The sequence below is a fragment of the Ralstonia sp. NFACC01 genome (assembly GCF_900115545.1).
Classification (GTDB): Bacteria; Pseudomonadota; Gammaproteobacteria; order Burkholderiales; family Burkholderiaceae; genus Ralstonia; species Ralstonia mojiangensis.
In genome coordinates this window covers 51,959-75,623 of sequence record NZ_FOWV01000004.1, presented here as the reverse complement: position 1 = coordinate 75,623, position 23,665 = coordinate 51,959, and the positions used below count along the sequence as shown (strand labels likewise).

Annotated in this window: 18 protein-coding genes; 7 read left to right on the top strand and 11 right to left on the bottom strand. The window is 65.0% G+C overall.

From position 1 onward, the window contains the following. Window positions 1-17: 17 nt before the first annotated feature. From BM136_RS11435 to BM136_RS11420, 4 genes are all read right to left on the bottom strand, one after another. Complete coding sequence (locus BM136_RS11435; protein WP_092971955.1) at window positions 18-1,541, bottom strand: efflux transporter outer membrane subunit; 1,524 nt, start codon at window positions 1,539-1,541, stop codon at window positions 18-20. Window positions 1,542-1,602: 61 nt separating this feature from the next. Beyond that, the gene (locus BM136_RS11430; RefSeq protein ID WP_092971954.1) at window positions 1,603-4,809 is read right to left on the bottom strand and encodes an efflux RND transporter permease subunit; all 3,207 of its coding nucleotides are present in this window, start codon (window positions 4,807-4,809) and stop codon (window positions 1,603-1,605) included. Window positions 4,810-4,856: 47 nt separating this feature from the next. Then, window positions 4,857-6,167, bottom strand: a complete 1,311-nt coding sequence (locus tag BM136_RS11425; RefSeq protein ID WP_092971953.1) for an efflux RND transporter periplasmic adaptor subunit — start codon at window positions 6,165-6,167, stop codon at window positions 4,857-4,859. Between the two features lie 115 nt (window positions 6,168-6,282). Beyond that, window positions 6,283-7,374, bottom strand: coding sequence for an alpha/beta hydrolase (locus tag BM136_RS11420; protein ID WP_092971952.1), 1,092 nt, complete (start codon window positions 7,372-7,374; stop codon window positions 6,283-6,285). A gap of 339 nt (window positions 7,375-7,713) precedes the next feature. Here BM136_RS11420 and BM136_RS11415 point away from each other — a divergent pair, with 339 nt between their 5' ends. The 3 genes from BM136_RS11415 to BM136_RS11405 all read left to right on the top strand — a co-directional run bounded on the left by BM136_RS11415 (window position 7,714) and on the right by BM136_RS11405 (window position 9,991). Next, window positions 7,714-8,658 (top strand): LysR family transcriptional regulator, encoded by a 945-nt coding sequence (locus tag BM136_RS11415; protein WP_092971951.1) that lies wholly within the window; start codon window positions 7,714-7,716, stop codon window positions 8,656-8,658. A 97-nt stretch (window positions 8,659-8,755) separates the two neighbouring features. Beyond that, on the top strand, window positions 8,756-9,085 hold the full coding sequence (locus tag BM136_RS11410; RefSeq protein ID WP_092971950.1) for a hypothetical protein: 330 nt from the start codon (window positions 8,756-8,758) through the stop codon (window positions 9,083-9,085). A 129-nt stretch (window positions 9,086-9,214) separates the two neighbouring features. Then, a complete protein-coding gene (locus BM136_RS11405; RefSeq protein ID WP_092971949.1) occupies window positions 9,215-9,991 on the top strand; it encodes a Mut7-C RNAse domain-containing protein in 777 nt (258 codons plus the stop codon). Between the two features lie 9 nt (window positions 9,992-10,000). Here the strand turns inward: BM136_RS11405 and otsA are convergent, their stop codons facing one another. From otsA to BM136_RS11360, 7 genes are all read right to left on the bottom strand, one after another. Then, window positions 10,001-11,443, bottom strand: a complete 1,443-nt coding sequence (gene otsA / locus BM136_RS11400; protein WP_024978667.1) for an alpha,alpha-trehalose-phosphate synthase (UDP-forming) — start codon at window positions 11,441-11,443, stop codon at window positions 10,001-10,003. Next, complete coding sequence (otsB, locus tag BM136_RS11395; protein WP_092971948.1) at window positions 11,440-12,240, bottom strand: trehalose-phosphatase; 801 nt, start codon at window positions 12,238-12,240, stop codon at window positions 11,440-11,442. The genes otsA and otsB overlap by 4 nt, the downstream gene beginning before the upstream one ends. A 173-nt stretch (window positions 12,241-12,413) precedes the next feature. Beyond that, the gene (locus BM136_RS11390) at window positions 12,414-13,055 is read right to left on the bottom strand and encodes a 2OG-Fe(II) oxygenase (protein ID WP_175537117.1); all 642 of its coding nucleotides are present in this window, start codon (window positions 13,053-13,055) and stop codon (window positions 12,414-12,416) included. Window positions 13,056-13,072: 17 nt separating this feature from the next. Further along, window positions 13,073-13,954, bottom strand: coding sequence for a hypothetical protein (locus BM136_RS11385; protein ID WP_139219366.1), 882 nt, complete (start codon window positions 13,952-13,954; stop codon window positions 13,073-13,075). A 13-nt stretch (window positions 13,955-13,967) separates the two neighbouring features. Then, window positions 13,968-15,566 (bottom strand): hypothetical protein, encoded by a 1,599-nt coding sequence (locus tag BM136_RS25160; protein WP_139219365.1) that lies wholly within the window; start codon window positions 15,564-15,566, stop codon window positions 13,968-13,970. A gap of 262 nt (window positions 15,567-15,828) precedes the next feature. Next, window positions 15,829-17,880 carry an NADPH-dependent 2,4-dienoyl-CoA reductase gene (locus BM136_RS11365; RefSeq protein WP_092971942.1) on the bottom strand — a complete coding sequence of 684 codons (2,052 nt, stop codon included), beginning with the start codon at window positions 17,878-17,880 and terminating at the stop codon, window positions 15,829-15,831. Between the two features lie 108 nt (window positions 17,881-17,988). Then, window positions 17,989-18,195 (bottom strand): hypothetical protein, encoded by a 207-nt coding sequence (locus BM136_RS11360; RefSeq protein ID WP_092971941.1) that lies wholly within the window; start codon window positions 18,193-18,195, stop codon window positions 17,989-17,991. An 86-nt stretch (window positions 18,196-18,281) separates the two neighbouring features. Between BM136_RS11360 and BM136_RS11355 the strand changes: the two genes are divergently transcribed. The 4 genes from BM136_RS11355 to BM136_RS11340 all read left to right on the top strand — a co-directional run bounded on the left by BM136_RS11355 (window position 18,282) and on the right by BM136_RS11340 (window position 23,640). Next, window positions 18,282-19,262 carry a tyrosine-type recombinase/integrase gene (locus BM136_RS11355; protein ID WP_092971940.1) on the top strand — a complete coding sequence of 327 codons (981 nt, stop codon included), beginning with the start codon at window positions 18,282-18,284 and terminating at the stop codon, window positions 19,260-19,262. Between the two features lie 164 nt (window positions 19,263-19,426). Beyond that, window positions 19,427-20,452, top strand: a complete 1,026-nt coding sequence (gene galE, locus BM136_RS11350) for a UDP-glucose 4-epimerase GalE (protein WP_092971939.1) — start codon at window positions 19,427-19,429, stop codon at window positions 20,450-20,452. Window positions 20,453-20,490: 38 nt separating this feature from the next. After that, a complete protein-coding gene (locus tag BM136_RS11345) occupies window positions 20,491-21,918 on the top strand; it encodes a PAS domain-containing protein (RefSeq protein ID WP_092971938.1) in 1,428 nt (475 codons plus the stop codon). Window positions 21,919-22,098: 180 nt separating this feature from the next. Then, a complete protein-coding gene (locus BM136_RS11340) occupies window positions 22,099-23,640 on the top strand; it encodes a methyl-accepting chemotaxis protein (RefSeq protein WP_092971937.1) in 1,542 nt (513 codons plus the stop codon). Window positions 23,641-23,665 lie beyond the last annotated feature (25 nt).

Sequence of the window (23,665 nt, the reverse complement as noted above, 5' to 3'; positions counted from 1 at the left end):
AGAGAGGAGAGAAATTTTTACTGCTGCGCCACCGTTGCGGGCTGGGCTGCGTTAGACGCGTTGGCCGGTGCGGCTGGCGGCAGATCGCCCCAGCCGCCGCCCAGCGCTTTGATGAGCCCCACCGTGGAGTTCATGCGGCTGCCGGCCAGTTGCACGCCGATACGTTCGGCGGACAGCATGTTGCGCTCGGCATCGATCACGTCCAGGTAGTTGACCGACCCCGCGTTGTAGCGCGTGCGCGAGAGTTGCGCTGCACGCGTGGAAGCGCGTACGGCATCGTCCTGGGCCTTGGATTGGTCGGCCAGGAGGCGCAGTTCCGACAGGTTGTCTTCCACCTCGCGGAAGGCGATGAGCACGCTTTCGCGGTAGTTGGCAACGTTCTCTTCGTACGCCGCACGCGCTTGCTTCACGCCAGCACTGCGTGCGCCCCCGTCAAAGATCGGCAGCGACAGCGCGGTGCCCACCAGCGGCCCGAGAATCCACGTACGGCTGCCCCACTTGAGCAGGTCGCCGATGTCGTGCGACTCGTAGCCGAAGCCACCCGTGAGTTGCAGTTGCGGGAAGAACGCCGCACGCGCCACGCCAATGCGCGCGTTGGCAGCAGCCATCGAGCGTTCCGCCGCGGCTACGTCGGGGCGGCGTTCCAGCAGGGCGGAAGGGAGCCCGGCCGGTACGCGCACGTCGGCAGATTGCAGGGGGTCGGTGCCCATCGTGAAATCGGCCGGTGCCTTGCCCAGCAGCGTTGCCAGTGCATGCTCCAGCACCGCGCGACGACGTTGTACGCCGATGCGGTCGGAGCGTGCCGTGGCGAGTTCTGCATCGGCGCGGGCAACGTCCAGCTCGCCAATGTCGCCGGTGTTGAAGCGGCGCTGCACCAGCTTGAGCGCCTCTTCACGGCCGACCAGCGTGCGGGACAGCAAGGCCTCTTCCGCATCCAGCGTGCGCAGGCTGAAGTACGTCTGCGCCACGTCGGCCTGCAATGAGAGACGGGCGGCACGGTACAGCGCTTCGACACGCTCGGCATCGGCGCCGGCGGCATCGATGTTGTTGCGCACGCGGCCGAACAGGTCGACCTCATACGCCACGGTGGACTGCGCACGCCAGTACGTCTGCGGCTGCACGGGCGCGCCAACTGGCAAGCCAGCCGATGCCGCCGACGCCCGCTGGCGCGTCGGGCCGAAGCCCGCATCCAGTTCCGGGAACAGCGATGCACGGTTGGCCTGCACGAAGGCACGCGCCTGGTTCACGCGTGCGGCTGCGGCGGCCAGTGTGGGGCTGGCTTCAGCGGCCTGCGCTTCGAGCTTGTCGAGCGTCGGGTCGTTGAAGATCTTCCACCACGCGCCGTCGGCGGGCAGCGCGGGCTCGGCGGTCTTCCACTTGCCTTGCTCGCCTGCGGCCAGCGGTGCGTCCGCTGGTTGTGCAGCTTCCTTGAAGGCGTTGGGTGTGCCAACGTCCGGCTTCTCGTAGGTCGGGGCGAGCGAGCAGGCCGCGAGGAACAGCGCGGCGGCCAGCGCCAGCGGGGTCCAGCGGCCCGACCGCATGGCCGGACCTGTTTGTTGTTGTGTCGACGCGTTCATAACGATGTCTTGATGAGTGTTGACCTTAGTGCTGGGTCGACGGCACGGGCAGCGCGCCATCCAGGTCCAGATCACGATCGGGTGCATCTTCAGAGCGCTGGCCACGGCGTGCCGCCAGCGTGCGCAGCAGCACGTAGAACACCGGCGTGAGGAACAGGCCGAACAGCGTCACACCCAGCATCCCCGCGAACACGGCCACGCCCATGGCATGGCGCATTTCCGCGCCGGCGCCGGTCGACACCACCAGGGGCACCACGCCCATGATGAAAGCGATCGACGTCATCAGGATCGGGCGCAGACGCAGGCGGCAGGCCTCGATGGCGGCTTCCACGATGGTGCGACCCTGCAGCTCAAGCTCGCGCGCAAACTCCACGATCAGGATCGCGTTCTTGCACGCCAGCCCCACCAGCACCACCAGACCGATCTGCGTGAAGATGTTGTTGTCTCCATGCGAGACCCACACGCCCAGCATGGCGGCAAACAGGCTCATCGGTACGATCAGGATCACGGCCAGCGGCAGCGTCAGGCTTTCGTACTGGGCAGCCAGCACCAGGAACACCAGCAGCACGCAGATCGGGAAGATCCACACGGCCGAGTTGCCGGCCAGGATCTGCTGATACGTCAGATCCGTCCACTCGAAGCGCACACCCTTGGGCAGCGTTTCATGCGCGATGCGTTCCACTGCCGCCTGTGCCTGACCTGACGAGAAGCCCGGCGCGGGGCCACCGTTGATGTCGGCAGCGGTGTAGCCGTTGTAGCGCACCACCATGTCCGGCCCGAAGCCTTGCGAGACGCGCAGCAGCGATGACAGCGGAACCATGTCGCCAGCGGCGTTGCGCGTCTTCAACTGCAGGATGTCTTCTGCATGGGCGCGGAACGGCGCGTCTGCCTGCACCTTGACCTGATACGTGCGGCCGAAGCGGTTGAAGTCGTTCACGTACAGCGAGCCCAGGTACACCTGCATGGTGTCGAACACATCGGTCACCGGCACGCCAAGCTGCTTGGCCTTCACGCGGTCCAGGTCTGCGTTCAACTGCGGCACGTTGATCTGGTAGCTCGAGAACGATGGGCCCAGCTCAGGCGTCTTGCGTGCCTTGGCCATGAAGGCCTGCGTGGCGGCAAAGAGCTGCTCGTAGCCGACCGAGCCGCGGTCTTCCAGTTGCAGCTTGAAGCCACCCACCGTGCCGAGGCCTTGCACGGGCGGCGGCGGGAACACCGCAATGAAGGCGTCCTTGATGGCGCCGTATTGCTGGTTCAGCTGCCCTGCGATTGCCCCGCCCGACAGGTTGGGCGTCTTGCGCTCGTCAAATGGCTTGAGCGTGACGAACACAATGCCGGCGCTCGGGCTGTTGGTGAAGCCGTTGATCGACAGGCCCGGGAAGGCCACGGCGCTTTCCACGCCGGGGTGCTTGAGGGCGATGTCCGACATGCGGCGGATCACGTCTTCCGTGCGGTCCAGCGATGCACCGTCCGGCAGTTGCGCGAAGCTCACCAGGTACTGCTTGTCTTGCATCGGCACGAAGCCGCCCGGCACCTTGTTGAACAGCAGCGCAGTCGCACCGATCAAGGCCAGGTAGATGCCCAGCATCACTGCCTTGCGGCCGATCACGCGCGACGTGCTGCGGCCATACGATTCCGATGCGGCACCAAACACGCGGTTGAACGGGCGGAAGATCCAGCCGAGGCCCTTGTCCATCGTGCGCGCCAGCCAATCCTTTGGCGCGTCATGGCTCTTGAGCAGCAGGGCGGCCAGCGCCGGCGACAGCGTGAGCGAGTTGAAGGCCGAGATGACGGTCGAGATGGAGATCGTCAGCGCGAACTGCTTGTAGAACTGACCGGTCAGGCCCGTCATGAAAGCCAGCGGCACGAACACGGCAATCAGCGTCAGGGCAATGGCGATGATGGGGCCGCTCACCTCGCGCATGGCCTTGTAGGTGGCCTCGCGTGGCGATAACCCTTCGGCGATGTTCCGCTCGACGTTTTCCACCACCACGATGGCATCGTCCACCACGATCCCGATCGCCAGCACCAGCCCGAACAGCGACAGCGCGTTGATCGAGAAGCCGAACATCAGCATCAGGCCAAACGTACCGATGATGGACACCGGCACCGCCAGCAGCGGAATGATCGACGCACGCCACGTCTGCAGGAACAGGATCACCACCAGCACCACAAGCGCCACCGCTTCCAGCAGCGTGTGCGTGACGGCTTCGATACTCGAGCGGACGAATTGCGTCGGGTCATAGACGATGCGGTAGTCGACGCCTTCGGGAAAGTCTTCCTTCAGCTCGGCCATCGTCTTGCGCACGTCATCCGAAATCTGCAGCGCGTTGGAACCCGGCGCCTGGAAGATCGGAATGGCCACCGCCTGCTTGTTGTCCAGCAGCGAGCGAAGGCCGTATTCCGATGCGGCCAGCTCGATGCGGGCCACGTCACGCAGGGTCGTGACGGCGCCGTCGGGCGAACTCTTGAGGATGATGTCGCCGAATTCCTGCTCGGTCTTCAGCCGGCCCTGCGCGTTGACCGACAGTTGCAGATCCGTGCCCGGCACCGAGGGCGAGCCGCCGATCACGCCAGCTGCCACCTGCACGTTCTGGTCGCGGATGGCCTTGACCACTTCGTTGGCAGTCAGGCCGCGCTCGGCCACCTTGTTCGGGTCGAGCCATACGCGCATCGAGTAGTCACCCGAGCCGAAGAGCTGCACCTGGCCCACACCGCTGATCCGTGCCAAACGGTCTTTGACGTTGAGCACGGCGTAGTTGCGCAGGTACGTCATGTCGTAGCGGTCGTTGGGCGACAGCAAGTGCACCACCATCGTCAGGTCGGGGCTGCTCTTGACGGTCGTCACGCCCAGGCGTTGCACCACGTCGGGCAGACGCGGCAGCGCCTGCGACACGCGGTTCTGCACGAGCTGCTGTGCCTTGTCCGGGTCGGTGCCCAGCTTGAAGGTGACCGTCGTGGTCAGGTTGCCGTCGCTGTTGGCTTGCGACTGCATGTAGAGCATGTTCTCGACGCCGTTGATCTGCTCTTCGAGCGGCGAGGCGACGGTCTCGGCAATCACCTTCGGGTTGGCGCCCGGGAACTGCGCGCGCACCACCACCGAAGGCGGTACGACCTCGGGGTACTCCGAGATCGGCAATCGCCAGATCGAGATGATCCCGATCAGCAGGATCAGCGTGGATAGCACGCCCGCAAAGATCGGGCGGTCCACGAAAAATTTAGAGAAGTTCATGGCTGTGAGCGATGAGTTTCAGTCGCGATTTAGCGCAATCGGTGCAATCAGGCGCGGTCGGCCGGAAGACGTTGGGCGTTGGCTGCGGTCTTGGCGTTGGCGGGCTTGGTTTCGGCCTTGGCGGCGGGCGCGGCGGGTGTTTCGGCTTTGGCTTCGGCGGGCGCGGCGGGGGCTTCGGGCTGTGCACCGGGCAACACCACGCGCTTGGTGACCAGGCTGTCCATGGTCACCGTATTGGGTGCCACGGCGTCGCCCGGGCGCACGCGCTGGATACCGTTCACGACGATGCGGTCACCCGCCTTCAGGCCCGACTTCACCACGCGCAGGCCGTCAATGGAGGCGCCCAGCACAACCGGGCGATAGCTCGTCTTGTTGGCGGCATCCACCACCAGGACGAACTTCTTGTCCTGGTCCGTGCCGATGGCCTTGTCGCTGATGAGGATGGCGTCGTGCGGTGCGCCGGTGCTCATGCGCACGCGGGCGTAGAGGCCCGGCGTGAGGCGGCCGTCGGCGTTGTCCAGCGTGGCGCGCACGCGGATCGTGCCCGAGCGGACGTCCAGCCGGTTGTCGACGGACTGGATCACGCCTTCGCGCGTGTAGCCGTCTTCATTGGCCAGCCCGATGTAGACCGGGGTCTTGGCGCCCTGGGCGGCCTTCTCGGAGTAACGCAGGTAGCTTTGCTCATCCGCATCGAACGCCACGTACATCGGCGAGACCGACACCAGCGTGGTCAGCACCGGCGCAGCACCACCGGCAGAGACGACGTTGCCGACGGTGATTTCTGCGCGCGACACGCGGCCTGCGACCGGCGCCACGATGTGCGTGTACTCCAGGTTCAGCTTGGCGGCGTCCAGCGCGGCGGCGGCGCCTTGCAGGTTGGCCTGTGCCTCGCGTGCGGCGTTTTCCTTCTCTTCGAACTCACGGCGCGCGATGGCGTTGTCGGCCACCAGCTTTCGTGCACGGTCCAGCTCCGACGTGGTGTAGGCCACGCGCGATTTGGCGGCCGTCAGCGCGGCTTGCGTGCGGGCGACTTCGGCAGCGTAGGGGCGCGGGTCGATGGTGAACAGCGCGTCGCCCTTCTTGACGATGCTGCCGTCCTTGAAGTGGACGGCGGTGACGGTGCCGCTCACCAGCGGGCGGACTTCAACGCGTTGAACGGCTTCAATGCGGCCGGAAAACTCGTCCCATTCGGCCACGTTCTTGGCCAGGACCGGCGCCACATCGACCGGCGTGGCGGCGGGGGCGGCGGCGGGCTGCTGCGATGCGCCGGCACTGGAGACCAGACCGTAGGTGCCCACAGCTGCAACGCCGAGCACGGCGGCAACCGAAATGGCGAGTGTGCGTTTGGACAGGCTCATGATGACTCTCTCGATTTTGTTGGGTAAGCAAAGAGAAAAAGACTGGATAAAAGCGCTTTGGCCGCAGCGTAGAAACACGCGGGCGGCCTCGCACTCCGTTTCTTGTTGTATGGGTTCAGCCAGGCGTCTCCGCGGTCGGGTCGATGGAGGTGCGGTCCTTTCGATCCGCACGTGCACGGCGTTTGCGTGGCGCAGCCGCTTGACGTGTCATCCCGAGGTGCCAGCGCAGGAAGCACGTCATCTCGTCTTGCGCCACCGCGCTCATGGCAATCGAGTCATGGCAGGCCTCGTTCACGCGCACGACTTGCGTGACGACGCCCGCTTCAATCAGGCACGCGGCATAGCGCTCGGCTTCCGTGCGCAACAGGTCTTGCGGCGCGGTGAGCAGCAGGGCAGGGGGCAGGCCCTGCAGGCGGCGCGATTCCACCGGTGCGGCGTAGGGGTGCACGCGCTCGGTCGGGCGGGGCAGGTATTGGCGATAGCAATCGGCGCAGACTTCGGCCGAGTTGTCGGCGTCGGCCAGGTGGTCGGGGCGCACACGGGCCATGGTCGGATCGAGCATCGGCGCGATCAGGACCTGCGCGCGCAGGTTGGGGCCGCCGCGGTCGCGCGCAATCATCGTGAGTGCGGCAGACAGGTTGCCGCCGGCGTCATGCCCGGCCACCGCCATGCGACGACGGTCAATACCCCATGCACCGGCATGGTCTGCCATGCAGCACAGCGCGGCGTACACATCTTCGGGCGCGGCCGGAAAAGGTGCAGCCGGAGCGAGCGAATAGCCGACCGTGACCACCACTGCCGGCAATGTGGCGGCCAGGAGGCGCGCCGGCGCATCGGCATCGTCAATCGAGCCGCGTACGAAACCACCGCCGTGCAGGTACAGCACGCCGGGGCGGCGCAACGGCGCGGCGGCATCGTCGGCGTGCATTTCAGGGCGGAACACCCGCAGGCGGATGCGGCTGGCGTAACCCTGCGTCCAATAGTCTTCGGACGTGACCTCGCGCGGCAGCGGCCCCGCACCAGCCGTTTCCTCGCACGCAGAAGCTTGCTCAGGCAGCTTGGATGCTGCACTGCGCAATTTGTTATTCAGTGCAACATTTGTGGGGGCGGACGTTGCGTACGGCCGTGCTGGACGAACAGCGGCTGAAGCCGCATCGCTGGTCAGCGAGCGATCCGAAACAACGAGGCGCGGCGGAGAAGAACCCATGATGTCAGGCGGGGCTTACCTTTGCGGATACCCGGATATCGATGGGCTGAATGATGGTGATTAGACGACCGCGGATAAATGCCTATAATCAGACATCACTATTAGTTGCAGCCGAACAATCAAAATTTGCGGTTGTGCTACAAAGTGTCATTGCTCGAGGCCGATCTTGTTGCACTGCGAAAACCCGTAGTCGCCGCCTTCCTGATCGCGCCTCATGCTCAGAGCGCGTTGCGTTTCTCGAGCACAAGCAGACCCCTTGATTCCACAGGTCCGGCGCATTGCCCGTTTTGATTCGGGCAGTGCGCCCGCCCCGTGGAGTCCGTCCTTAAGGAGCCGCAGATGGATCGCTTGCAGGCCATGCAGGTTTTCACGCGTGTCGTGGAAGCCAGCAGCTTCACCAAGGCTGCCGACAGCCTTCAGTTACCCCGCGCCACGGTGACGAACCTGGTGCAAAGCCTTGAGGCGCATCTCGGCGTGCGCCTGTTGCACCGGACCACGCGCCGCGTCAATGTCACCGCCGATGGCGCTGCGTACTACGAACGCTGCGTGCGTCTGCTCGGCGATCTGGAAGAGACCGAGGCCGCGTTTTCACAAAGCGCATCGGGCGCACGCGGCACCCTGCGCATCGACGTGCCTGCGTCGATTGGCAAACGGTTGCTCGTGCCGCGCATTCGCGATTTTCACGAGGCGTACCCCGATCTTCAGCTGGAGATCGGCATGAGCGACCGCACTGTCGACCTCGTGCAGGAGGGCGTGGATTGCGCCGTGCGTGGCGGCGAATTGCAGGACTCCAGCCTTGTCGCGCGCCGCATCGGCCAACTGTCGATGGTCAATTGCGCGTCGCCCGAATATCTGGCCCGCTGCGGCACGCCCCTGACGTTGGAAGACCTGCAGGACCACACAGCGGTGAATTACTTTTCTGCGCGCAATGGCCGCCGCATGGACTGGGATTTCGTGATCGACGGGCAGAAGCAGATCCACAAGGTGCGCAGCATGGTGTCCGTCAACGATGCCGAGTCGGCCGTGGCATGCGGCCTGCATGGCCTGGGGCTGCTGCAGACCTCGCGCTTCCTGGTGTACGAGCACCTGATGTCGGGCGCGCTGGTGGAGGTGCTGCCGGATCATATTTCCGAGCCGGTGCCCATCTCGGTGGTGTATCCGCACAACCGGCATCTGTCGCCCAAGGTGCGGGTGTTCGTCGACTGGGTGGCGACGCTGTTTGCCGACCACCCGTGCCTGCAGCTCAAGGAAAATCCCCGGCTGCAGATTGTTAGCGCCGCCTGAACAGTTATTTCTGCAAAGTCGCATTTATCAGACGGGAGCAACGATCTATTCTGCCCTCCAAGCGCAACAACGAGCGCAAACGAACAAGGAACAGATCATGAACTCCCGCCTCTTCTCCGCTTTTTCCCGCCGCGCCGTCCTGGCTATGGTGGCCACCGTATCGGCTTCCGCCGCGCTGCTGTCGCAGCCTGCAACGGCTTCCATCCAGCCCAACTTTGACGCACCGGCCGCGACGCAGGCGGGCTGCTTCGACCCATACACCCAAGGCGCCGACCGCCAGGCAGACACCTACGGCTATCTGTCGTGGAAGAACGATCGCTTTGATCCGTACAGCCAAGGCGCGGATCGCCAGGCCGACACGTATGGCTACCTGTCGTGGAATGGCGATGCGAGCTATCCGAACGGTGGCGCTGCATCGCGCGCATAAGCCGCGCACCAACTGAATTTCTCCTCCTCCCTGTTTGCGGCGTGACTTCACCGGTCACGCCGCATCTTTATTGGCGCGAGAACCGGGGCGCCAGGGCGCCGATGTTGGGTTGGGAGTATCGTGGCAGGCATGCAGACCGTCATCCTCACGTTCGATTCCAGTCTGGCGCCGCTTCTTCCGATGGCGTTGCGCGGGCATCCCGTTGTGCGCGCGTGGGCAGAGGGCGCCACGCTCAAGCACGCCATCGAGGCGCTTGGCGTGCCGCATACCGAAGTGGGGCAAGTGCTGGTGGATGGTGCCCCCATGGGGCTGGAGGCCATGTTGCCCGGCCGGGGGCACGTTGCCGTGTCAGCCGTGGAGCCCCTGTTGCCGACCGCGCCGCTGCATTTTCTGTGCGACGCCCACCTGGGGGCCACGGCTCGGCTGCTGCGCATGGCGGGCTTTGACACCGCCTACGACAACAACTATGCCGACGCGGCCATCGAAGCGCTGGCCCTGGGCGAAGACTGGATCGTGCTCTCGCGTGACCGTGAGCTTCTCAAGCGACGCGGCATTCGCCGGGGCGCATTCATCCGCGCGCGGGAGCCGCAGGCGCAGATGCGCGAAATCGTCACGCGCCTGCGGCTGGCTGATGTGGCCAAGCCGTTCTCACGCTGTCTCGAATGCAATGTGCTGCTGCGGATGCTAAGCCCGGAAGAGGCTTCCGCCAGCGTGCCGCCGCGCGTGCGCGAGCGCCAACGCCTCTTTAGCACCTGCGATGTCTGTCGGCGTATCTATTGGCCCGGTTCGCACTGGGCACGCATGAATGCCGTATTGGCCGACATGCTGTCGCCCCAGGCCGACGCATCGTCAGACATACCGGAAGCCGCCGAGCGTATGTCGCGTACTGGCAGCGCAGGCGCCTGACGCGCCTGATTACTGCGACGGCGCGTTGCGCAGGTCGGCTACAAACCGCTCGCGCCAGATGGTGAGGTTGGCGGCCCGCAGCCGATCCATCATGTGGGCGTAGCGCGCCTTGCGCTCTTCCAGTGGCATCGTCAATGCGCGGTTCAGTGCCTCGGCCATGCCGCGCGTGTCGTACGGGTTGACGATCAGCGCGGCATCCAGCTCGCGCGCCGCGCCGGCAAAGCGCGAGAGCACCAGCACGCCCGGGTCTTCCGGGTCTTGCGCGGCCACGTATTCCTTGGCGACAAGGTTCATGCCATCGCGCAACGGCGTGACATAGCCGATCTGCGAGCTGCGGAAGAGCGCCATCAGCACGCGCCGTTCGTATTGCTTGTTGATGTAGCGGATGGGCGTCCAGTCCAGCTCGGAATGCTTGCCGTTGATGCGGCCCGACTCCGCCTCCAGCCGCTGCCGGATCTGCTGATAGCTCTGCACATCCTGACGCGACGTTGGCGCAATCTGGATGAAGGTCACGTGCCGGCGGTGGTCCGGAAAATCGTCCAGCAACTGCTCGAATGCTCGGAACCGTTCAGGCAATCCTTTTGAATAGTCGAGCCGATCCACGCTCATGATGAGTCTCGGCGGCTGCTGGCCTTGACCTTGCCCCTGACCAACGGCGCGCTCGCCGCGCGGGCTCGCATGCCGCGTGAATGGATTGCGCCGCGCCAGCGATGCCTTGGCTTGCTGCGCAATCTCGTCCGGGTGCACACCGATCGGGTAGACCTCGGCACGCAGCGTGTGCCCGTAGGCGTGCACGGGGCCGTTCTGTTCCTTCTGTTCGATATAGCCCCGCGCCTCGCGCTCGATGTAGTCGTAGAAGGCGACGCGATCGGTCTCGGTCTGGAAACCGACCAGATCGTACGCACAGAGCGCCCGCATCAGGTCTTCATGCGGCGGAATCGTCGTCAGGATTTCCGGCGACGGAAACGGAATGTGCAGGAAGAACCCGATGCGGTTGGTCAGCCCCAGCGCGCGGCACTCCGCAGCAAACGGAATCAGGTGATAGTCGTGCACCCAGAGGATGTCATCAGGCTGCACCAGCGCCTTGAGCTGATGCGCAAACTGCGCATTCACGCGGCGGTAGCCGTGGTACTCCTGGCGCTCGTAGCGTGAGAGATCCACGCGGTAGTGGAAGATCGGCCACAGCGTCGCATTGGCAAAGCCGCGGTAGTACTGGTCGTAGTCTTTGCGGTTCAGGCCGACGGTGGCGTAGGTGATATTGCCCTTGGTGACGATGTTCGGCTCGTGCGCGATTGTGTCCGAGCTGGTGGTCGCGGTTTCACCGCTCCAGCCAAACCAGATGCCACCGGTTTCGCGCAGCGCGTCGAACACACCCACGGCCAGGCCGCCGGCCGTCCCCTGGCCTTCGGCAACGGGCGCAACGCGGTTGGAGACCACAATGAGTCGGCTCATGCGGCACCTCGCTTGGGCGGGGCCGTAAGCGTTGTCAGCCATGCGCGCAATGCCGCGGCGTCTTGCACGCGCCAGCGCGCCTGGCTCGGGCCTGCGCCCACCTTGATCGACCAGCCCTCCAGCGCATTGACGGCATCGAAGGCGCTTTCATCGGTCAGGTCATCGCCGGCAAACAGCACGGTGCGGCCCATGAAGGGCGGCTCGGTCATCAGGGTGTGCACCACGTCGCCCTTGCTGGCGCCGCGCGGCTTGAGTTCGACAACCATCTTGCCGGCCTGCAGGCGCACGTGGTCGGCATAGCGGCGCGCGAGGCGGTCAGCCACCGTCAGTACGGCGTTTTCAGCCTCTGGTGCGTGGCGGTAGTGCAGGGCGAAAGCGATGCCCTTGCTCTCCAGCACCACGCCGGAAAACTGCGTCGACAACTGTGTGAGTTCGGCGCGCAACTCGCTCTCCAGCCGCGCGAGCGCATCGGTGTCGGTGTTCAGGCGGACGAAGCCGCCGTCTGCATAGCGGCGTTCGGCACCGTGCACACCGGCGATGACGAGCCCCGGCAGCGACAGACGAGACTCCACGTCGTGCACCGTGCGCCCGCTGATGATCGCCAATGCGCCCCCGCTTGCGGCGTGCAGCGCGGCTAGCGTTTCACGCAGCGGCGCGGAGACATGCACGGCATCGGGCTGCGGCGCGATGTCGACGAGCGTGCCATCAAAGTCCAGGAGGAATGCCGTTTGGCCCAGATCGAGCGAGGGCAGCGGCGCTGCGTTGGCAGAAGACTGAGGAGAGACGTTTTTGGACAAACCGGTTCTTGGGAATGTGCGTGATGCGCCTTTTCACGCAAGAACCGGGCCGAGCAGAGGGCGGCGGCACCACACGTTGTCATTTCGCCATTCTTCGCGCGCGTGGCGGGGGCGGTGTGTGTAAAAACGGAAGCAGGATGCAAATCCTTCACAGGCCTGCCGCCGTAGCGGCCTCAACTGTGGAACCACCCGTTGACCGTGAAGCGGCCATCCTCCATGCGGCTCGATGGCACGCTCACGGGCCGCAGTTCGTGCATGAGGAAGCTCGGGAACACGATCAGCCGATTCTGCACGGGCGCGATGTCGACGAAATCTGTGGTTTCGCGCCAGCGCCGGCCATCGGTGCGCGATGCATAGAGCCGCAGGTCGCCGCCTTCAAACGTCTTCGGTTCGCGGTGGAAGTAGTAGATGAACGTGACGCGGCGCGTGCGCAACTGCGCATGGGTGTTGTCGTTGTGAACCTTGAAGAATTCGCCATGGCCAGTCACGGTGAGCTGCACTTCCAGGCGCTGAACCGGAAACGGCGCGATGCGCAAGCGCTCGAAGATGTTGTCGGCACAGGCGAGCAGACGCTCCTCGAACAACGCCACGATGGTTGGCTCGTCGTAGCGCACGCGCGATCTGCGGATGTCGAGTTCGACGCCGCCGCCGGCCGCGTTGAGTACGGCAGAAGGTCGGAATGCGGCCGGGTCCGCCAGCGCCGCTTCGCGCACGAGCTCGAGTTCATTGGGCGGCAGGAATTCGTCGCATGACGCCCACCATGGCGGATGGACGAGTTCCACCGGTAACAGGTCGGGCCAGGATGCCGTCGGCAAGTGCTGTGGTTCGAATTTCAATTGAGCGACCCACGAAAGTTGAGGTTGACGTAGTGCAGCAGCAGCGAAGTCGAGATGTGTCCTTCGGGCAAGGCCTCACGAAAATGGACCACGCGCGGGCCGGCATAGACGAGCGCATCGCCCAGGCTTTGATAGACCAGCACTTCGGCATCGGGCAGGCCCAGACGGATGGGCCACGAGGCTTCGAGCGTCGGTTCGGGCGTGTAGTCCACGGCGATCGTCAGGCTGTATTCACACTGCGGCCGGTCGACATGCCGGTGCAGGACCGCGCCCTGCGTATACGCCGCAAGGTAGGCGTACGACGGTTTGACCGGGGCGCCCACCACGTGCGAGATCAACGGCGTGAGGCGCGCCTGCAGCGTTCGCAGCATCGGATCATTGTGGGCGCGGTATCGGCGCGGCACTTGCGGGTCGCCAAACCGGATGGCGCCCGAGCGTACGCCGTGACGGAGGTAGCGCCGCAAGACTGCCACCTCGTACGGGTGCAGGGCGTCGGTCACCACGCCATAGTTTTCCCGTGCGAACGACGCCCGCGCGGCTTCGAGCGCCGGCACCTGCGCGGCATCGATTTGGGCGGCCGATACCAGCACGCCAGCGTCAACGAGCACGTTATGCATGAACGGGTCCATTGACGGGGCGACGTCGCCGGGCTGCATCCGGCGCAGGTTGCTCCAGACATTCGGGCTGACGGCGAAGGTGCGCCCGATGCGACGGTCAGGGTCTTCAACATGCAGCAGCCAGCCTTGCTCCGATTGCCCAAAGCGCAGCCGCGGATTGATACGCAGCGGCTGATCCGACATCGCGCGGGCGCGGATGCGCTGCACCGCTGCGCGCGGTGCGAGAACGTCCGGCTGATAGTCAAGCATGGGGGCGATCACGCTGGCCTCCGTTTTACTTGACCGAAAGCTCGGCCAGCACGATAGCGACCAGCAGCGGCCTGGCGTTGGGTCCGACAGGGGCGACGATCTCCGCAGGCCGCAAAGCGGGCACGACCACGGCGCGCCCCGTGGAGAGCGGTACCACGATCTGTCCACGGCGAGGGTCGACACCCGCCAGGCGCAGCGGTCCGCGCAGCATGCGCAGCGATGCATTGGTCGTGCCCGTGCTGCCGAGCGTTGCCACCAGCACCACGTCGTTGGCGTGCGCTGGCTGGTTGGCCAGATCGACGCGCGTGCTGGTACCGGGCTGCAGCGCGAGCACGGACACACGAATCCGGCCCACTTGCCGCGCACGCGGCGCAAGCCGGCGGGCGGCACCCGGCAAGGCCCGTTCCACGGGGCCTACGAGGAGCTTGTCGATCTGCGGAGCGTCGCGCAGCACCTGGATGCGCACCGGCGCAGGAGCCAGGGTTTCGCTGGCTTCGATCGACCGCGTGTAGACGACTTGGGTTTCAAAGCGCGCGCCCGCCGCAGCCACTGCACCGGCCACTTGCTGCAACACCGCCATGCTGGCGAACTGGTCGACGATGGATTCGAGCGCGCCAGGATCCAGCACGCCGTTCCACCGGCCCTCCGGGTCGGATGGCCCAGGTTCTGGCGAACCGGGGTCTGAGGGGCCCGGATCGACGGGGCCTGGGTCTCCTGGGCTGCCAGGGTCCGCAGGTCCGGGGCCACCCGGATCTACCGGCCCAGGATTGATGGGGCCAGTCGGTTCTCCCGGCCCAACAGGGCCAGGGCCGCCGGGGTCCCCCGGGTCGCCGGGGCCGACAGGACCGACCGGGCCGGGCTCGCCAGGATCGACCGGTTCCGGATTTCCTGGCTCGCCAGGTTGGGGGTCGCCCGGCCAGCCTGGGTCGATCGGTTGCGGATCGCCCGGATCAATCGGTTCCGGAGGCGGCGGAACACCCGGATCGCCGAGTGGAATCGGCGGAAAGATGGGTTGGGGACCGTGCGGGAAGAACGGGTCGTCCGGCGGCAGCGAAGGCGGCACGGGAATCGGAAACCAGGGCGGTACGCCGGGAACCGGTACGGGTTGTGGATCGACGGGAATGGGAATGGGGATGGGAACGGGCACCGGCCCCGGCCCCGGGTTGGGCGGGACAGGCGGAATGGATGGCGGAAAAAGCGGTGGCGGGTTCAACGGCGGCCACACCCATGGCCCGCCGCTCGGGTCATTCGCGACGGGGCCGATGGGCGATGGGGCAATCGGGCCAAAGATGCCTGGCTCAGACACCACGGGCGCCACCGGATGCGCGACCACCGGCCCTACCGCCGGATTGACCTGTACCGGCACGCGGCCTCCGGCGCCCAGGAGATGCGAGGCGATGGCTGCACCGAGGACATCGCTGGCGCGCTTGCCGAGCGTGTTGGACAGCGCGGTATGAATCGCGTTGCCTACGTTCGGATCGGTGGTCTGCGTCTTGAGCTGTGTGACGAGACTGGCGAGCAATTCGCGCTCGCGCTCGGAGAGCACACCCGGATGCGTCGATAGGTCTGCGCCAAGAGCACGCAGCAGATCGGATGATCCGGAGTTGGAAGGCTGGTCAGGCATGGCGCGATCCTCCGGCAATGGCCGTGGTCGTGCCCATGCACCATCCCACCCCACTGCAAGGCGTGCCGCTTCCTATTGCGTGCTACTGCGGCCCGATGGCCGGTTGGGCGGCTTGCGCAATGGCATCTAAGGTCACGGCGCGCACTTCAGCAAGCGCAGGAAAGCCCTTTCATGCGTCTATTTTTTTAACTCTCATTGAAAGCGCGAAACATGAAGCGAACGCTGAGTTCTTCATGCGACGCGCTATCCAGTCGGCCCCGCGCTACAGCGATGCAGCCAGCCGCGTGCCTTGGTCGATCGCACGTTTGGCATCGAGCTCAAGCGCTTCATCTGCGCCACCGATGATGTGCACTTTTGCCCCGCCAGCCTGCAGCGGTTCAACGAGTTCTCGCAGCGGCTCTTGCCCTGCGCACAGCACGATGGAATCGACCGGCAGCCATTCGGCCGCTTCGCGTTTTTCGCCGTAGCTTACGAGCAGGCCTTCGTCGCCGATGCGCTCGTAGTTGACGCCGCCCACCATGCGCACGCCCAGGTTTTTCAGGCTTGTGCGATGAATCCAGCCGGTGGTCTTGCCCAGTCCACCGCCGAGTTTGCCGGCACGCCGCTGCAGCAGGACGATGTCGCGCGCAGGTGTTTGCGGTTCGGGGCGGATGCCATCCACACCGCCACGCACTTCGGTCGGATCTCCCACGCCCCATTCGGCGCGCCACGTTTGCAGATCCAGCGTGGGCGAGTGGCCGTCAAGCGCGAGGAATTCCGCCACGTCAAAACCGATGCCCCCCGCACCGACAATCGCCACGCGTTTGCCCACCGGCTTGCGATGGCGCAGCACATCGATGTACGACAGCACGCTCGGATGGTCCTGCCCAGGGATCTTCGGATTGCGCGGCGACACGCCCGTCGCGATGATGATCTCGTCGTATTTGCCTGCCAGCAGTTGCTGCGCTTCCACGCGCGCGCCCAGGCGGGGCGTCACGCCGGTGGCCTCAACCCGGCGCTTGAAGTAGCGCAGCATCTCGTGAAATTCTTCCTTGCCCGGAATCGTCTTGGCCATGTTCAACTGGCCGCCGAGTTCAGGGGCTGCATCGAAGAGATCGACCGCGTGCCCGCGCTCGGCCAGCGTGATGGCTGCCGACAGGCCTGCAGGCCCTGCGCCCACCACCGCAAACCGCCGCTTGGCGGGCGTCGGGCGGATGATGAGTTCGGTCTCATGGCACGCGCGCGGGTTGACGAGGCAGCTCGCAATCTTGGCCTTGAATGCGTGGTCCAGGCACGCCTGGTTGCAGGCGATGCAGGTGTTGATGTCCTGCGCGCGGTTCGTGGCGGCCTTGCGTACGAAATCGGCATCGGCCAGCAGCGGCCGCGCCATCGACACCATGTCGGCGCACCCGTCGGCCAGCACGGCCTCTGCCACCTCGGGCGTGTTGATGCGGTTGGACGTCACGAGCGGAATGCTGACTTCGCCCTTCATCTTCTTGGTGACCCACGCAAACGCTGCGCGCGGCACGCTCGTCGCAATGGTCGGGATGCGCGCCTCGTGCCAGCCGATGCCCGTATTGATGATGGTCGCGCCCGCGCGCTCCACGGCCTTGGCGAGCTGCACGACTTCTTCCCACGAGCTGCCGTCCGGGATCAGGTCGATCATCGACAGGCGATAGATGATGATGAAATCCTTGCCGACGGCTTCGCGCGTGCGTTGGACGATTTCCACGGGCAGGCGCATGCGGTTCGCATAGCTGCCGCCCCAGTCGTCCGTGCGCTTGTTGGTGTGCGTGACGAGAAACTGGTTGATGAAGTAACCCTCGGAACCCATGATCTCGACGCCGTCGTAGCCGGCCTCACGCGCCAGCTGCGCGCAGCGCACGAAGGCGCGGATCTGCCGTTCGATACCGCGCGCTGATAACTCGCGCGGCGTGAACGGGCTGATGGGCGAGCGCAACGCCGTGGGCGCCACCGCAAATGGGTGGTAGCCGTAGCGGCCGGTATGCAGGATCTGCAGGGCGATCTTGCCGCCTTCCTCGTGCACGGCGTTGGTGACCGTGCGGTGGCGGCGTGCGGCGCCATGCGTGGCGAGGCGCCCGGCAAAGGGCTTTGTCCACCCGGCAATGTTGGGTGCGAATCCGCCCGTGACCATCAGGCCGACATCGCCGCGTGCGCGCTCGGCAAAGTAGGCGGCCAGCCGGTCAAAGTGGTTGCCATCTTCCAGACCGGTGTGCATCGAGCCCATCAGCACGCGGTTCTTGAGCGTGGTGAAGCCCAGGTCGAGGGGCTGGAGCAGGTGGGGGTAAGGCGAGGAGGGCGTGGAGGAGGGCATGTCCGGCGCAGGGCACAGGCGCTGCGATGATGTGGAAACGCGCCGGACGGTAGCACCCAAGCGCCCGTTGGAACAACAGGGCGGGGTTCTAGATGTGTGGACTGCGTGTCAGGATTTTCCCGACTTCTTCGTGTCGTCTTCCGCGGGCTTGCCGAGCAGGGCTTTCAGGAGTTTGTTCTGGGGAATCGCCTTGCCGGTGCCCTGGCCGGGCTTGCCGGTGCGCTGGCTGCCGCGCTTGATGTTGTTGGCGATCTTGAGGCCCTTGAGTTTTTCGAGGTCTGTTTTCTTCACGATGGGGTCCGCAATGGGATACATGGGCTGCGTGTTACGCTCGGCAGGATACGCGAATTGCCAACCCCCTGGTCCGCCCGCGCCCGTTTTTCTGCATTTCTGCTACCGCATTGACCTCGTTCACGCCGCCTGCCACGCCCGTTCCGGATCTGTTTCAGCCCAGCCTGCAAGACTGGGCTGAGCGGCCCGCTCAAGCCTTCGAACATTGGCTGGCCGCACGCGGCTATCGCGAATCGTCGGCGACGGTGTATCGCGCGATGTGGCGCAAATGGCTGCGCTGGGCCGAGTCGCACCAGCGCGCGCTGGCCGATTGGAGTGCCGACGACATCGCTGCGTTTCTCGACGAGTCGGGCCTGACCAAGCTGCATCGCTACCGCTACGCGCGCCTGATCGAGCGCGTCTTCCATCAGATCGAGCAGCAACGGACTGGCACGCACAACCCTGCAAGCTCTGCGGTGCAGCAGAAGTTGGCCGAAGGCGAGAACGATCCGACCACGTTCCTTTCATTGGCTGAACGTGCGGCAATTGAGGCATCACTGGAAGTGGGCGCGCAGGCCAGCGAGGCCGCCGTCAACGCCAGCGCGTTCAAGCTGGCGCGCGACCGCGCACTCGTAGCCGTGTGCCATGGCGCGGGGCTGAAAGTCGCGCAGGTGCAATCGCTGCTGCTCCGCCAAGTGGATGATGCGCTGGAGGCGATCACGGTCGAGCGCCCGCGCGGCCCGTCGTACAAGGCGCCCATGCTTGAAGCTGCACGCCCAGCGTTGGCTGCCTGGCTGGCGGTGCGCGCACACGCAGAAGTGCCGGGCGAGCGCGTGTTCGTTGCCGATTCCGGCGGGCGCGTCATGCACGCCGCGTCGGTGTACCGGCGCGTGGAGGCATGGCTGGCCGCGTTGCCGGCGTTGCTGCACCGCAGCGAGCGGCTGTCACCGCAGACGCTGCGCAACGGCTACACCGCCGCGCTGTTCGACGCAGGCGCGGACCCTGCTGAGGTGGGGTACGCACTGGGCCTGCGCGATGCGACTTCGGCATGGCGTCTGCGCGCCGCCTATGCTGAGTGGCAGGCGGCTGCCCATCCCGACGGCCAGCCGTAGTGCCTTTGGACAACAAGGGCTGCAAACTGCCCGCGAGCCGTTGGCAGGCTTTGTTATGATCGCGCTGTTTTGCGCGCTGCGGAGCAGGTCGGCGCAGCGTAGAACGACGATGCCGGGTTCAAACCGGCACACTGGCTCTCTCCTTCCTCGATACCTCGCACCCCATGACAGAAACCATTCTGCTGACCGGCGCTACCGGCTACATCGCCTCGCACACCTGGGTTGAACTGCTGGATGCGGGCTACCAGGTGATCGGCCTCGACAACTTCTGCAACAGCAGTTCGACTGTGCTGTCCCGCATCGAGCAGATCACCGCCAAGACGCCGAAGTTCGTGCAAGGCGATGTACGCGACCGCCGCCTGCTCGACGACCTGTTTGCCAGTTCCCGCATCTCCGCTGTCATTCACTTTGCGGCGCTCAAGTCGGTGGGTGAATCGGTGCAGAAGCCGCTGGCCTACTACGACAACAACATGGGTGGGCTGGTGACGCTGTGTGCCGCCATGGCGCATGCGAATGTGCGGCAGCTCGTGTTCAGCTCGTCGGCAACGGTGTATGGCAACCCGCATACCGTGCCGATTACCGAATCGTTTCCGCTGTCGGCCACCAACCCGTATGGGCAGACCAAGGTGATGGGCGAGCAGGTCCTGCGCGATCTGGAGATTTCCAATGCCGCCTGGCAAATCGCTTATCTGCGCTATTTCAACCCGGTGGGGGCGCACCACAGCGGCCTGATCGGCGAAGACCCGCGCGGCATCCCCAACAATCTGATGCCGTATGTGGCACAGGTGGCAGTCGGCAAGCGCGAGAAGCTCTCTATTTACGGCGGCGACTGGCCGACGCCCGACGGCACGGGCGTGCGCGACTACATCCACGTGGTGGATCTTGCGCGCGGCCATTTGTCGGCGCTCGACACCCTGCGCCGGGACAACCGCGGCTTTACCGTCAACCTCGGCACGGGCCGTGGATACTCGGTTCTGGAAGTTGTGGAGGCTTATAAGCGCGCCAGCGGCAAGCCGGTGCCGTATCAGATCGTGGACCGCCGCCCCGGCGATATTGCAGCGTGCTATGCCGATCCGGCACTGGCGGCCTCGCTCCTGGGGTGGCGCGCGCAATACGGCATCGAGCGCATGTGTGAAGACTCATGGCGTTGGCAGAGCATGAATCCGGACGGCTTCCAGACCCGTGGTTGATTCATTGAACGGCTCGAACCAACAGGAGACGCTCCCTCGTGGATGAGGCGTTCATCGCTCACCTGATCAGTGCGCTGGCGCGCGCATTGTTGCCTGCGTTGCTGCCATTTGTTGTGGCATGCGGCGCGGGCAGCTTGCTGCTGCGTTTGCTAGACGACTTGCGCAGTGCTACGGCCTCGCGCACACGCGTGCCGCTTGTCATGACAGCGCTGTTCTCGGCGGTCGGGCTGTGGGCGGTGCCGCTGCTGCCGCTGCTTGCGCATTGGCCTCTGCACGAAGACACCGCCGTGCTTGTGATGACGCTGGCTTCGTTCTGCTGGAGTCTGGCCGTTGCGGCGCTGTGGTGCGTGCTGGGCGGGCGTGCAGGCCTGGTGCGCGCCATGTTGCTCGGCGTGTTGCTGAGCGTGAGCGGGCCGGTGGCGGTGCTGCTGCTGGCGGGCGTGACGAGCTTCAGCGCCACCGCCTGGGAAGACGCTGGGCTGCTCGGCATCGTCATGGTGCTGTCGGCGGTGGCGTGTGCGGCCGCGCTGCAGTTTGCGTTTTCGGCGCGCTCGGGGGCGACTGGGGTGGCGGTACGCCGCCCAGGCGTCAGTCTGTTTGTGAGCGTGCTGTTTGGCATCGCCTTGACGGTGGATGCGGTGTACACGGCGTCGCTCGCCGGCTCGTTTTCGACGCTTTCCGCTATGCCCCGCAACGCGCCTGCAGGCTTGCAGTTGCTGCTGGTAATTGGCGCGGTTGCAACGGTGCTCGCTGCTTTCCTGCTGGGATATCGGGATCGCGCTACTGGCGACACCGCCGCCGCCATCGCGACGCGCGAAATTCGTCTGCGCAAGGAAACCGTACAGGCACTCAACGACCTGGAGCAGAGCTACCGTCGTCGCGAAGCAGAACTCGTTGCACGCCACCAACTGCTGCTCGACGGTGCAGATGTTGGCCTCTGGGAGTTCGATCTGGTCACGCGCGCAGCGCAGTTTTCCGCGCGCTTTGCCGGCATGCTCGGCTACACGCTCAAGGAGATCGGCCCAAGCACGAGCGAGTATCTCCGCCTGGTGTATCCGGATGATTTGCCCATGGTGCTTAATCGCATCCAGGCGCACGTTGACGGCAACACGCCGGCGTACGTGGCGGAATTCCGTATGCGGCACAAGGATGGCAGCTATCGCCAGATTGCCGCGCACGGCGTGGCAGTGCGTGACGCCGGTGGCCATGCCGTGCGCATGGCAGGGTCGCATATCGAGGTGGCAGCAAAGGTGGCCTCGGCAGAATTTGCCGTGGCGTCTTCTTCAGCCTCCGTCGACGCACCCGAAACGCTGCGTCGCCATGGCTTGTGGGAATCCTGGACGCCTGTCGATCATCCGGCTGCTGAGGCTGCCGCACCGCAAACGGCATCGACATCCACGCCCGTGCCCGCCACGACGTCCACGGGCGGCACGCTTCCCAGCATCAATCCTGACGCCTTGCGCTAAGGCGTCTTCTTTTTCTCTCCCTTCCTCAGTAGCGAACTGGCACTTGAGTGCATGTCCTACTCAAGTTTTTCGCATTTGTGTTCGATAGCTCAAGCAGAGCGCGTGTAATCGCGCCAGGGGAGCGCCGCGAACAGCACCTGTGCCATGCGCGGACACAAGAAACGCTTGGAGGGAAGGAAGATGAATCGACTCACGCTTCGTCAGAAGCTGTGGCTGCCGCTCGTCCTGAGTTGGCTGTGCCTGCTTGTCATTACATTGTGGAGTGCATGGGGCGCGCGCACCGTACGAATGGAAGAGCGGCAACGCGATCTCCAGAACGTCAGCGCAACAGCGTTCAGCGTCATCAAGGAATACGCCCAGCTGGCGCAGGACGGCAAGATGACGGTGGACGAGGCGAAGGCCCAGGCCATCGCGCGGCTGAAAGACATGCGCTATGGCACAGACGGCTACTTCTCGCTGTCCAGAACCGACACCGTGTCGGTTATGCATCCAATCAAGCCCGAGATGGTCGGCAAGAATATGTCCGGTGCAACGGATCCGGAAGGTAAGCACCTGTTCGTCGACATTGCGCAAACAGCCAAGGCGGGCGGTGGGTTCGTGCGCTATCTGTGGCCCAAACCCGGTAGCGACAAGGCTGAACCCAAGCTGACCTACGTCTCGTATTACCAGCCTTGGGATTGGTCGATGACGACGGGGCTGTATATCGACGATGTCGATGCGGCGTTCCGCGCCTCGCTGATCCAGTCGCTGGGCTTGCTGTTCGGTATTGGCCTGCTGATGACCGTGGTTGTAGTGTCCGTGACGCGTGGCTTGCAACGTCAGTTGGGCGGTGAACCGGCTTATGCCGCAGACATTGCCGCGCGCATCGCCAGTGGTGATCTGGCGTTGCGGGTGCAGACCCGCCCGGGCGATCGTGACAGTATGCTTTTCGCCATGTCGCAGATGCAGCAGCAGCTGACCGGCACGATTGGCGACATCAAGAACTCGGCGGATTCCATTGCCAGCGCCACCAAGCAGATTGCCGCCGGCAATGCCGACCTGTCGCAGCGCACGGAGCAGCAGGCGTCGTCGCTGGAGGAAACGGCGTCGAGCATGGAAGAACTGACGAGCATCGTGAAGCAGAACGCCGACAACGCACGTCAGGCGAGCACGCTGGCCGTCAACGCGTCGGACATTGCTGTCAAGGGCGGCGAGGTGGTCGGGCGTGTGGTCGAGACCATGTCCGGCATCAACGAAAGCAGCAAGAAGATTGCCGACATCATCGGCGTAATCGAGGGCATCGCCTTCCAGACCAACATCTTGGCGCTGAACGCTGCGGTGGAGGCTGCCCGCGCGGGCGAACAGGGCCGTGGCTTTGCCGTGGTGGCGGGCGAGGTGCGCAGCCTTGCGCAACGCTCAGCGAGCGCTGCCAAGGAGATCAAGGAGCTGATCGGCGATTCGGTGGGCCGTGTGCAGAACGGCTCGGCACTCGTAGAAGAGGCGGGCGTGGTGATCCAAGACGTGGTGACTGCCGTGAAGCGTGTGACCGACATCATGGGCGAGATTTCTGCGGCGTCTGAGGAGCAGAGTTCCGGCATCGAACAGGTCAACCAGGCCGTCAATCAAATGGACGAAGTGACGCAACAGAATGCCGCGCTTGTGGAACAGGCGGCCGCGGCCGCGCTGTCGCTGGAAGAGCAGGCGCAATTGTTGCGCACGGCAGTGGGACGCTTCCAGGTGTAACTGCGTCGGACGTCAGTCGCGCAGA

Excerpts from the sequence above, each read along its gene's own strand:
- BM136_RS11435 (WP_092971955.1), bottom strand. The coding sequence starts at position 1,541 with ATGCGGTCGGGCCGCTGGACCCCGCTGGCGCTGGCCGCCGCGCTGTTC.
- BM136_RS11430 (WP_092971954.1), bottom strand. The coding sequence starts at position 4,809 with ATGAACTTCTCTAAATTTTTCGTGGACCGCCCGATCTTTGCGGGCGTG.
- BM136_RS11425 (WP_092971953.1), bottom strand. The coding sequence starts at position 6,167 with ATGAGCCTGTCCAAACGCACACTCGCCATTTCGGTTGCCGCCGTGCTC.
- BM136_RS11420 (WP_092971952.1), bottom strand. The coding sequence starts at position 7,374 with ATGGGTTCTTCTCCGCCGCGCCTCGTTGTTTCGGATCGCTCGCTGACC.
- BM136_RS11415 (WP_092971951.1), top strand. The coding sequence starts at position 7,714 with ATGGATCGCTTGCAGGCCATGCAGGTTTTCACGCGTGTCGTGGAAGCC.
- BM136_RS11410 (WP_092971950.1), top strand. The coding sequence starts at position 8,756 with ATGAACTCCCGCCTCTTCTCCGCTTTTTCCCGCCGCGCCGTCCTGGCT.
- BM136_RS11405 (WP_092971949.1), top strand. The coding sequence starts at position 9,215 with ATGCAGACCGTCATCCTCACGTTCGATTCCAGTCTGGCGCCGCTTCTT.
- otsA (WP_024978667.1), bottom strand. The coding sequence starts at position 11,443 with ATGAGCCGACTCATTGTGGTCTCCAACCGCGTTGCGCCCGTTGCCGAA.
- BM136_RS25160 (WP_139219365.1), bottom strand. The coding sequence starts at position 15,566 with ATGCCTGACCAGCCTTCCAACTCCGGATCATCCGATCTGCTGCGTGCT.
- BM136_RS11365 (WP_092971942.1), bottom strand. The coding sequence starts at position 17,880 with ATGCCCTCCTCCACGCCCTCCTCGCCTTACCCCCACCTGCTCCAGCCC.
- BM136_RS11360 (WP_092971941.1), bottom strand. The coding sequence starts at position 18,195 with ATGTATCCCATTGCGGACCCCATCGTGAAGAAAACAGACCTCGAAAAA.
- galE (WP_092971939.1), top strand. The coding sequence starts at position 19,427 with ATGACAGAAACCATTCTGCTGACCGGCGCTACCGGCTACATCGCCTCG.
- BM136_RS11340 (WP_092971937.1), top strand. The coding sequence starts at position 22,099 with ATGAATCGACTCACGCTTCGTCAGAAGCTGTGGCTGCCGCTCGTCCTG.